The following is an 8,162-nucleotide window of genomic DNA, read 5'->3' as shown; positions in this document are numbered from 1 at the left end:
GTAAGCTCATTGTAATCCGAATCGTCGAACTTGTGCTAGGTTTTTATTGGAACGGGGCTAGTAGTCGGCAGCGCCACTTATGCGATCGTCGGCGGCGTCAGGTGGGTATAAGAGGCAGCCCCGTCACGCGGGTGCTCATCGCCAACCGCGGCGAGATCGCCGTGCGCGTGGCCCGCGCCGCCCGCGACCACGGCATCGCCTCGATCGCCGTCTACTCGGATCCGGACGCCGACGCCCTGCACGTGGCCGTCGCGGACGAGGCCTTCCACCTGCCGGGCGCGTCCTCGGCGGACACCTACCTGAAGATCGACGCGGTCCTCGACGTCGCCCGCCGCGCCGGCGCCGACGCCGTGCACCCGGGCTACGGCTTCCTCTCCGAGAACGCCGACTTCGCGCAGGCCGTGATCGACGCCGGGATGACCTGGATCGGCCCGTCGCCGGACGCCATCCGCGCCCTCGGCGACAAGATCACCGCCCGCTCCCTCGCCCAGCAGGCGGGCGCCCCGCTCGTGCCGGGCTCGGACGGCCCCGTGCCGGACGCCGCCGCCGCGCGCGCGTTCGCCGAGGAGCACGGCCTGCCGATCGCCATCAAGGCGGCCTTCGGCGGCGGCGGCCGCGGCATCCGCGTGGTGCGCGAGCTCGGCGACGTCGAGGACGCGTTCGAGGCGACCGTCCGCGAGGCCGTCGCCGCGTTCGGCCGCGGCGAGTGCTTCGTGGAGCGCTTCCTGGACCGCCCCCGCCACGTGGAGGCCCAGGTCCTCGCCGACGAGCACGGCCACGTGGCCGTGCTCGGCACCCGCGACTGCTCCCTGCAGCGCCGCAACCAGAAGCTCGTGGAGGAGGCCCCGGCGCCGTTCCTCACGGACGAGCAGCGCGAGCGCATCCACACCTCCGCCCGCGAGATCTGCCGCGCCGCCGGGTACACCGGGGCCGGCACGGTCGAGTACCTCGTGGCCCCGGACGGCCTCATCAGCTTCCTGGAGGTGAACACCCGCCTGCAGGTGGAGCATCCGGTCACCGAGGAGGTCTTCGGCGTGGACCTGGTGCGCGAGCAGTTCCGCGTCGCCGCCGGCGAGCCGCTGAGCATCCCCGAGGACCCGACGCCGCGCGGCCACGCCCTCGAGTTCCGCCTCAACGCCGAGGACCCGGCGTACGGCTTCCTGCCCGTGCCCGGCCCGATCGACGCGTTCGAGGCCCCCACCGGCCCCGGGGTCCGCATGGACTCGGGCGTCCGCACCGGCTCCGTGGTGCCGGGCGAGTACGACTCCCTGCTCGCCAAGCTCATCGTGTGGGGCGAGGACCGCGCCCAGGCCATCGCCCGCGCCCGCGACGCCCTGGCCGAGCTGCGCATCGACGGCGTGCCCACCGTGGTGCCGTTCCACCGCGCCGTGCTCGAGCAGGACGCCTTCACCTCGGGGGACCGCCTCGGCGTCTACACCACGTGGATCGAGTCCGAGTTCGCCGAGCCGCTGGCCGAGTCCCCCTACCTGGGCGCCGAGGTGCCTGCGGGCGGCCGGACTGCCGTCACCGTCGAGCTGGACGGCCGCGCCGTGCGACTGGGCCTGCCCGCCGATCTCTACGCGGCCCTCCTCGGAGGCGGCGGCGCGGGTGCCGCGGCCCCGGCCGGCGCTGCCGGCGCCGGGAAGCCCTACGACGACGGCGCCGTGGCCTCGCCGGTCACCGGCACCCTGGCCTCGTGGAAGGTCGAGGACGGCGCCGAGGTGGTCGAGGGTGACACGGTCGCGATCGTCGAGGCGATGAAGATGGAGACGCCGATCCGTGCCCCGCGTGCGGGCCGGATCCAGCTCCTCGTGGCCGAGACCCCGGCCTCGGTGACGCGCGGCCAGGCGATCGCCCGGCTGGGGGCGTGAGGGTGCCAGCGCGCGGCGGTGTCACCGGGGAAGGCCTCGCGCCCGGCGCCGGCGGCGGCGAGTCCGCCCCGGCTCCGGCTCCCGTGGCCGCGGCCGCACAGCTGCGGCAGCGGATCGCGGCGGCCGGGCTCGTGCCGGGGGAGCGACTGGGAGAGGTGGCGCTGGCCGCCGAGCTCCAGGTCAGCCGCAACAGCCTGCGCGAGGCGTTCACCATGCTGGCCTCGGAGGGCCTCGTGGAGCGCCGGCCGCACCGCGGGGTGTTCGTGGCGGCGCCGGGTCCGGAGGACGTGCGCGGGCTGTACCGCACGCGTCGGGTGATCCAGCTCGGCGCCCTCGAGCACGGTGAGCTCACCCCCGGTGCGGCGCGCCAGCTGCGCTGTGCCCAGGACCTGCTCTCGGGCGGCCCGGACACCCCCGCGCGGGTCCTGGGCGACGCCAACCATCGCGTCCACGTCGGCATCGTGGACCTGGCCGGGGCCCCCGAGCTCACGCGGCTCATGGCGTCGGTGCAGGCCCGCGTGCGCCTGGCGTTCCACCCCATGGACGAGCAGACGCGCCTGCACGTGCAGTTCGCGGATCGCAACCGGTGGATCGTGGAGCGGCTGCTGGCCGGCGACCTGCCCGCGGTGCACGCCATGTTCGGCGACTACCTGGACGAGGCGGAGCAGTTCGTCCTGGCGCACCTCGCCGCCGCGGGGGACTGACCGCCTCCCCGGGCCCGGGCGGTCACGGGACCTGGAACATCCGGTCCGGCAGGTCCGTGATGAGCATGTGCCCCGGAGCGTGGGTGATGGCCAGCGGCGGGCGGGACTCCATGATCGCCGCCTGCGGCGTCACCCCGCACGCCCAGAACACGGGCAGGTGGCCCTGCGGGACCTCGACGGCGTCGCCGAAGTCCGGTGCCGACAGGTCCGTGATCCCGAGGCCGGCCGGGTCGCCCACGTGCACGGGCGCGCCGTGCACCGCGAGGTAGCGGGAGGTGATGCGCACGGCGTCGGCCACACGGTCGGCGGGGAGGGGGCGCATCGAGACCACGAGCGGGCCCGAGAGGCGGCCCGCCGAGGCGCAGCGCCGCGTGGTGCGGTACATCGGCACGTTCACACCGGCGTCCTGGTGGGCCATCCGCATGCCCTCGGCCACCAGGGCGGACTCGAAGGTGAACGAGCAGCCGATCACGAACGTCACGAGGTCGTCCCGCCACACGTCGAGCAGATCCGTGGGGCGGTCCGTCTCGACGCCGTCGCGGTACACCACGTACTGCGGTACGTCCGTGCGGACGTCGCCGTCCAGTGCGGGGCCGTTGACCTCGCCGGCCTCGAACACGCCGAGCAGCGGCAGGGCCTGGGGGTTGCGCTGGGCGAAGAGCAGGACGTCGTAGGCGTGGTCCTGCGGGATCGAGACGAGGTTCGCCTGCGCGTAGCCGTCGGCGATCCCCGAGGTCGGCCGCACGAGCCCCGCGCGGAAGCGCTCGCGGGCCTGCGCGGGGGTCGTGGCGCCGTCCAGCGGCGGCAGCGGTTTCGTCGTGGTCATCTCAGGCACCGGTGATCATCTCGACCATGGGGATGAACCCGCGCACCGCGATGAACACGGAGACGATCCACGCGAGCGCGCCGATCACGAGCAGCCACCCGGGGTAGCGGTAGCCGTGCAGCAGGTCGCGGCGGCGCCAGGCCACGTACAGGAGGGCGGCGAAGCCGACCGGCAGGATCATGCCGTTGAACGCGCCGGCGAACACGAGCAGCGTCTGCGGTGCCTGGCGCAGCGCCAGGTAGAGGGCGGTGCAGACCACGATGAAGGCGACCGTCAGCAGGTTGCGGGTGCGGGCGCTGGTGGTGGAGCGGGTGACGAAGCTGATCGAGGTGTACGACGCGCCGATCACGGAGGTGACGGCGGCGGCCCACAGGACGATGCCGAACATGCGCAGGCCGATGTCGCCGGCGGCGGCCTGGAAGGCGGAGGCGGCCAGGTTGTCCTTGGACAGCACCGCCCCCGAGGCGACGACGCCGAGGATCGCCAGGAACAGGAGGGCGCGCATCAGGCCGGTCACGAGGATCGAGGCCACGGAGCTGCGGGTGATGTCCTGGACGTCGTCCACGCCCTTCACTCCGGAGTCGATCATGCGGTGGGCGCCCGCGTAGGTGATGTAGCCGCCGATGGTGCCGCCCACGAGGGTGACGATCACGAAGAAGTCGACCTCCTCCGGCATCACGGACTGGCGCAGGGCCTCGCCCACGGGCGGGGCGGAGGTGATGGCCACGTACAGCATCAGCAGGATCATGACGGCGCCGAGCGCCACCACGATCCGGTCCAGGGCCACGCCGGCGCGCTTGGAGAGGAAGATCAACAGCGCGATGAGCGCGGAGACGCCGCCGCCGATCAGGGGGTCGACGCCGAGCATGGCGTTCGCGCCGAGGCCGGTGCCGGCGATGTTGCCGATGTTGAAGACCATGCCGCCGAGGAACACGAGCGCGGCGAGGACCCAGCCGAGGCCGGGCAGGACGCGGTTCGCCAGCTCCTGGGCGCGCATGCCGGAGACGCCGATGACGCGCCACACGTTCATCTGGACGGCGATGTCGATGAGGATCGAGACCAGGATGGCGAACGCGAACGCGGCGCCCATCCGGACGGTGAACGTGGCGGTCTGCGTGATGAAGCCGGGGCCGATGGCCGAGGTGGCCATGAGGAACATGGCGCCGAGCAGCGCGGTGCGCCGGGTGGCGCTCGCGGCACGGGAGTCCGTCTTCGGTGCGGTGCCCGAGGGGGTCGAGCCGTCCGGCCCGGCGTGGGGGATGTCTGCGTGGGACACGGTGGTCACCTTCGTCGAGGGCGCCGGGCGAGGTGACGGGCGTCACGAGGCGCTGGGGGAGACGGTAGCTGTTGTTGAACAATCCTGGCAACAGGAAGAGCGAGTGTCGTGGCACCCCGTCCGAAGGAACGCCTCACCTGCCTGGCGCGCCCCGCCCGGCGCCGCGACCATGGAGACATGTCGCACACGTCTGAACAGTCCTCGCCCCTGGCAGATCAGCTCCCGCCGGGCGGTCCCGACGAGCCGCACGCCACCGGCGGCGTGCATGCACGCCTCAACTGGCTCCGCGCGGGCGTGCTCGGCGCCAACGACGGCATCGTGTCCGTCGCCGCCACCGTCGTCGGTGTCGCCGGCGCGACGACGGCGCTCACCCCGATCCTGCTGGCCGGCGCCGCCGCCGTGGTCGGCGGCGCCTTCTCCATGGCGCTGGGCGAGTACGTGTCCGTCTCCTCGTCCTCCGACTCGCAGAAGTCGCTGATCGCCAAGGAGCGCCGTGAGATCGAGGAGGATCCCGAGGGCGAGCTGGAGGAGCTCGTGCGGCTCTACGAGGCGGACGGCCTGAGCCGGGCCACGGCCGAGGCCGCCGCGCGGGAGCTCACCGAGAAGGATGCGCTCGCCGCGCATCTGCGCATGGAGCTGGGCATGGCGGAGGAGGACGTCGTCAGCCCCTGGGCCGCCGCCGGAGCGTCCTTCCTCGCGTTCCTCGTGGGCGCACTGCTGCCCTTCCTGACGGTCGTCCTGGCGCCGGTGGGCCTCCGCGTCCCGTTCACGTTCGGCGTCACCCTCCTGGCCCTCGCCGTCACCGGCTGGGTCGGGGCCCGGCTCGGCGACGCGCCCGCGCTGCGGGCGGCCGTGCGCGTCGTCCTCGGCGGCGCCCTGGCGCTCGGCCTGACCTTCGCGGTGGGCTCGCTGCTGGGGGCGTCGGTCGCCTGATACACGCCGGAGGGGTGGGCCGGCCCAGCGCCCGTGGCCGCGCCGTGGCGCGCGCGGAGCGGTCCTGGAAGCCGAGGACCGTGCGCATACCACAGGCGCCCCCCGTCGAGTTGAAGCGACGCCCACGGTTCGCGTAAGATAGGACGGCGCACGCCGCGTTGTTCTCGTCGTTCCATCGGTCAGGTGACCGGGCGGACGGCGGGTCGGAAAAGCAACGCGCTCCCGCAGACCGGATCCCGGGACGCCCTCAGGGCGGACCGGGGCTCACCGTCCACACCAGCGATCCCATAAGGAACTTCGGTTGGCTCTCACCCAGCCTGGTCCACCTTTTCGAGAAGTCGCAGTAAGAGTGCGGTGTCCACACCCGGGGCGGGGCTCACAACAGGTGTCCGCGGACAGGTCCGCGGCTCGCCGCCATGCGGGTTCCGCCCGTCCTTTTACTACTACTTGCCACGAGGAGTGATCATGGCAGCTCACTGCCAGGTAACCGGGGCTGGGCCGGGATTCGGCCACAGCATCTCCCACTCGCACCGTCGCACCAAGCGCCGGTTCGACCCGAACATCCAGAAGAAGACCTACTGGGTCCCCTCCCTGCGCCGCAACGTCACGCTGACGCTGTCCGCCAAGGGCATCAAGACCATCGACGTGCGCGGGATCGACGCCGTCGTGGCGGACCTGATCGCGAAGGGAGTGAAGCTCTGACATGGCCAAGGACAAGGACGTTCGTCCGATCATCAAGCTGAAGTCCACCGCCGGCACCGGGTTCACCTACGTGACCCGCAAGAACCGCCGGAACAACCCGGACCGCATCACCCTGAAGAAGTACGACCCGGTGGTCCGCAAGCACGTCGACTTCCGAGAGGAGCGCTGAGATGGCCAAGAAGTCCAAGATCGCCAAGAACGAGCAGCGCAAGGCCATCGTGGCCCGTTACGCCGAGAAGCGTCTCGAGCTGCGCAAGACCCTCGTGGACCCGAACGCGTCGGATGAGGCCCGCGAGGCCGCCCGCCTGGGCCTGCAGAAGCTGCCCCGCGACGCCTCCCCGGTCCGCGTGCGCAACCGCGACGCCATCGACGGTCGCCCCCGCGGCACCTTCCAGCGCTTCGGCATCTCCCGCGTGCGCTTCCGCGACATGGCGCACCGTGGCGAGCTGCCCGGCGTGACCAAGTCCTCCTGGTGACCTGAGGCCCGGTCTCCGGGCGCTCGGCACCACCGCGACGGCGGCGTCCCTCCTCAGGAGGGGCGCCGCCGTCGTCGTGCCCCGGGGATGAGGGCCACCCGGGTCACGGGAAATCGCGGATTCTCGCGGTTCAGGGGGCGATTCGCCCGCGGAGAGGTGGTACGTTCACAACTGGCAGCCCGGTCCGAACGGCCCGGGAACCGTAACCGACGTCCCATAGGGAGGACCCATGGCCATGAACCGCAAGGAACTCGTCGCCGCCGTCGCCGAGCGCTCCGGCAACACCCAGGCCGCCGTCAGCGATGTGCTGGACGCCCTCTTCGAGGTGTTCACCGCCCAGGTCAAGAAGGGCGAGAAGGTCTCGATCCCGGGCTGGCTGGCCGTGGAGCGCACCGAGCGCAAGGAGCGCACCGGCCGCAACCCGCGCACCGGCGAGGAGATCACCATCCCGGCCGGCCACTCCGTGAAGGTGACCGCCGGCTCCAAGCTCAAGGCCGCCGCCTCCGAGTGATCCCGGTCGCGGTGCGCGTCCCCGGACCCACGCCGCAGGCCGCAGGACGGGCGTCCCACCCTCGGGTGGGGCGCCCGTCGTCGTCTGCGGGCGCGTAGGATGGGCGGACGATCGTCCGGCCGACGTGGGCCGGGGCCGTGCGGAGAGGAGTCGTGGCATGCGCAGCGCCGTCGCCGCCGCTCCGTGGGCCCCGTCCGGCCTCGAGGACGCCCCTCCGCGCGTCGTGCGTGGGCCGGCCCGTCTGGTCCGGGGCTGGGCCGGGGCCCTGGCGATGACCGCCCTGGCCGCGCTGTTCCACACCGCCGCCGAGCCCGGTCACGGGTTCCCCGAGGTCGGCGTGGTCGCCTTCGCGGCCGTCCTCGCCGCCCCGCTCTGCACCGCCCTGGCGGGCCGCGCCCTCTCGCTGTGGCGCACCGCCGCCGCCGTCGCGATCGCCCAGGGGCTGTTCCACGTGCTCTACGGGCTCGCCGCCGGCGGCCACGCCGTGGCGCCGGCCGCCGGCGTCGACCCCGCCCACCTCGGCCACGCCCGTCCCGGCGCTGGGGCCCTCCTGGCGCCGGGGGAGGCCCTGTCCAGCGCCCCCACCGGCCACCTGACCGACCTGCGCATGCTCGCAGCCCACGTGATCGCCGCGGTCCTCACCGTGCTGGTGCTGCGGCGCGGCGAGGCCCTCGTGCTCACCATCGCCGAACGCGTGGTGGCCGCCGTCTGCCCGCCGCCGGCCGCGCACGGCCCCCTGCCGACGCCGGCCCGCGTCCGGGTCCCCGTCCCGCCGGCGCTCCGTCCGGCGACGTCCCTCGCCCTCCTCAGCTCTCCGGGGCGGCGCGGCCCGCCGTTCGCCCTCGCGGCCTGAGGACGCCGGC

The 8,162-nt window shown here is 73.3% G+C and carries 10 protein-coding genes; 8 read left to right on the top strand and 2 right to left on the bottom strand.

The genetic code is table 11. The annotated features are described in order from the left end of the window. The first annotated feature begins 101 nt into the window (after positions 1-101). Positions 102-1,871 carry a biotin carboxylase N-terminal domain-containing protein gene (locus FLM69_RS06645; RefSeq protein ID WP_141843557.1) on the top strand — a complete coding sequence of 590 codons (1,770 nt, stop codon included), beginning with the start codon at positions 102-104 and terminating at the stop codon, positions 1,869-1,871. Further along, positions 1,868-2,575, top strand: a complete 708-nt coding sequence (locus FLM69_RS06640) for a GntR family transcriptional regulator (protein WP_141843555.1) — start codon at positions 1,868-1,870, stop codon at positions 2,573-2,575. The genes FLM69_RS06645 and FLM69_RS06640 overlap by 4 nt, the downstream gene beginning before the upstream one ends. Before the next feature lie 22 nt (positions 2,576-2,597). On the opposite strand, the gene FLM69_RS06635 is transcribed toward FLM69_RS06640, so the two are convergent. Further along, positions 2,598-3,410, bottom strand: coding sequence for a putative hydro-lyase (locus tag FLM69_RS06635; RefSeq protein ID WP_141843553.1), 813 nt, complete (start codon positions 3,408-3,410; stop codon positions 2,598-2,600). Then, positions 3,403-4,686 carry an NRAMP family divalent metal transporter gene (locus FLM69_RS06630; RefSeq protein WP_041104497.1) on the bottom strand — a complete coding sequence of 428 codons (1,284 nt, stop codon included), beginning with the start codon at positions 4,684-4,686 and terminating at the stop codon, positions 3,403-3,405. Before FLM69_RS06630 ends, FLM69_RS06635 begins: the two co-directional genes overlap by 8 nt. 168 nt (positions 4,687-4,854) lie before the next feature. On the opposite strand from FLM69_RS06630, the gene FLM69_RS06625 reads away from it, so the two are divergent. From FLM69_RS06625 to FLM69_RS06600, 6 genes are all read left to right on the top strand, one after another. Beyond that, positions 4,855-5,610 (top strand): VIT1/CCC1 transporter family protein, encoded by a 756-nt coding sequence (locus FLM69_RS06625; RefSeq protein WP_041104498.1) that lies wholly within the window; start codon positions 4,855-4,857, stop codon positions 5,608-5,610. A 465-nt stretch (positions 5,611-6,075) separates the two neighbouring features. After that, a complete protein-coding gene (gene rpmB, locus FLM69_RS06620) occupies positions 6,076-6,312 on the top strand; it encodes a 50S ribosomal protein L28 (protein ID WP_002858335.1) in 237 nt (78 codons plus the stop codon). Between the two features lies 1 nt (position 6,313). Beyond that, positions 6,314-6,481 carry a 50S ribosomal protein L33 gene (gene rpmG / locus FLM69_RS06615; protein WP_002858336.1) on the top strand — a complete coding sequence of 56 codons (168 nt, stop codon included), beginning with the start codon at positions 6,314-6,316 and terminating at the stop codon, positions 6,479-6,481. A gap of 1 nt (position 6,482) precedes the next feature. After that, positions 6,483-6,788 (top strand): 30S ribosomal protein S14, encoded by a 306-nt coding sequence (gene rpsN / locus FLM69_RS06610; RefSeq protein WP_002858338.1) that lies wholly within the window; start codon positions 6,483-6,485, stop codon positions 6,786-6,788. 229 nt (positions 6,789-7,017) lie between these two features. Beyond that, positions 7,018-7,299 carry an HU family DNA-binding protein gene (locus tag FLM69_RS06605; RefSeq protein WP_002858339.1) on the top strand — a complete coding sequence of 94 codons (282 nt, stop codon included), beginning with the start codon at positions 7,018-7,020 and terminating at the stop codon, positions 7,297-7,299. A 157-nt stretch (positions 7,300-7,456) separates the two neighbouring features. After that, the gene (locus FLM69_RS06600; protein ID WP_063188855.1) at positions 7,457-8,152 is read left to right on the top strand and encodes a hypothetical protein; all 696 of its coding nucleotides are present in this window, start codon (positions 7,457-7,459) and stop codon (positions 8,150-8,152) included. Positions 8,153-8,162 lie beyond the last annotated feature (10 nt).

It is taken from the genome of Micrococcus sp. R8502A1 (assembly GCF_006704135.1).
Taxonomy (GTDB): Bacteria; Actinomycetota; Actinomycetes; order Actinomycetales; family Micrococcaceae; genus Micrococcus; species Micrococcus luteus.
Note: the sequence above shows the minus strand (reverse complement) of the source record. Positions and strands in the feature narration are given on the sequence as shown.